This window comes from Rhodopseudomonas sp. BR0C11 (genome assembly GCF_010820945.1).
Taxonomy (GTDB): domain Bacteria; phylum Pseudomonadota; class Alphaproteobacteria; order Rhizobiales; family Xanthobacteraceae; genus Rhodopseudomonas; species Rhodopseudomonas palustris_H.
On record NZ_QTKI01000750.1, the window covers coordinates 1 to 995 of the forward strand.

Annotated in this window: 2 protein-coding genes; both read right to left on the minus strand. The window is 67.4% G+C overall.

Features of this window, described 5'->3' with window-relative positions; all coding sequences use genetic code 11:
- Positions 1-563 (minus strand): tRNA1(Val) (adenine(37)-N6)-methyltransferase (locus DYI24_RS27125; protein ID WP_164574519.1); only part of this gene is annotated, 563 nt, incomplete at its 3' end.
- On the minus strand, positions 556-783 hold the full coding sequence (locus DYI24_RS27130; RefSeq protein WP_107343217.1) for a putative signal transducing protein: 228 nt from the start codon (positions 781-783) through the stop codon (positions 556-558). The genes DYI24_RS27125 and DYI24_RS27130, both read right to left, overlap by 8 nt.
- Positions 784-995: the final 212 nt, after the last annotated feature.

The window sequence follows — 995 nt, forward strand, 5'->3', positions numbered from 1 at the left end:
CTCAGAACATCGGCAAGCCCATCCGCCCGCCAGATCAGCGTCAGCGCCCCGCCGGACTTGAGCACCCGCCGCGCCGCGTGAACCCAGGCCTCCAGCGTAGTCGCGGTTGCCAGATGCGCCACCTGCCGCACCGGATCCGGCGACCCCCGATGCCGGCCGGCATCATGGAACGGTGGATTCATCAGCACCGCGTCGGCCGAGTCGGGGCCGATTCCGGCCGCCGCAAATGTCTCGGCTGAGCCGGTGATATCGAGACAGACGACTGCGGCCGCCAACCCATTGAGGCGGGCGTTGTCACCGGCGATCGCCGCAAGGCTGGGGTCGATCTCGATCAGGACCAGATCGGTTCCATCGATCCTGCGTGCCACCGCGAGTCCGGCGGTACCGACCCCACTGCCGAATTCGACCACCCGGTCGCCGGCCCTCACCCGTGTCGAAGCCGCCAGCAGAATCGCATCATGACCGGCGCGATGACCGGCGGCAGGTTGCCGCAGCCGCAGCCGGCCCCCGAGAAAGCCGTCCTCGGTGAGGCCTTGTGCTGCCGGATCAACCAGTTCAGCCATCGGACCGAAGCTCGTGCGCCAGTCCGGCATCGGTCAGCAACTGGCGCGCAGCGCGCAGATCGTCCTCGTGCACCAGAACGCGGCGCGGGATGACCCCGAGCGAGCCTTCGAGAATGCTCATGTTCTGGTCCAGCACCAGATGGTCGATACCGGCGCCGTCCAGCAATGCCCCCACCGCCGAAAGCAGTACCGCGTCGTTGGTCCGCAGCAGTTCTCGCAACCTTGCCTCTCCTGTCGTCCCTGCATTATAGCTCGCGCCGACCGTTGCGGGGGATCGATCGCCTCGTTGCAGGGTCGTTCCCGTGCTATAGAGGGAACCGCAATGAGGCGCGGAATGGTCGAGCCGGCCGGCGCCTCGATGACTGGACCAAGGCTCGGATGGCGCGAGCAGCTTCGCCGCATCCGTCCCCGGACTTTGGAGACCCAGCGTGG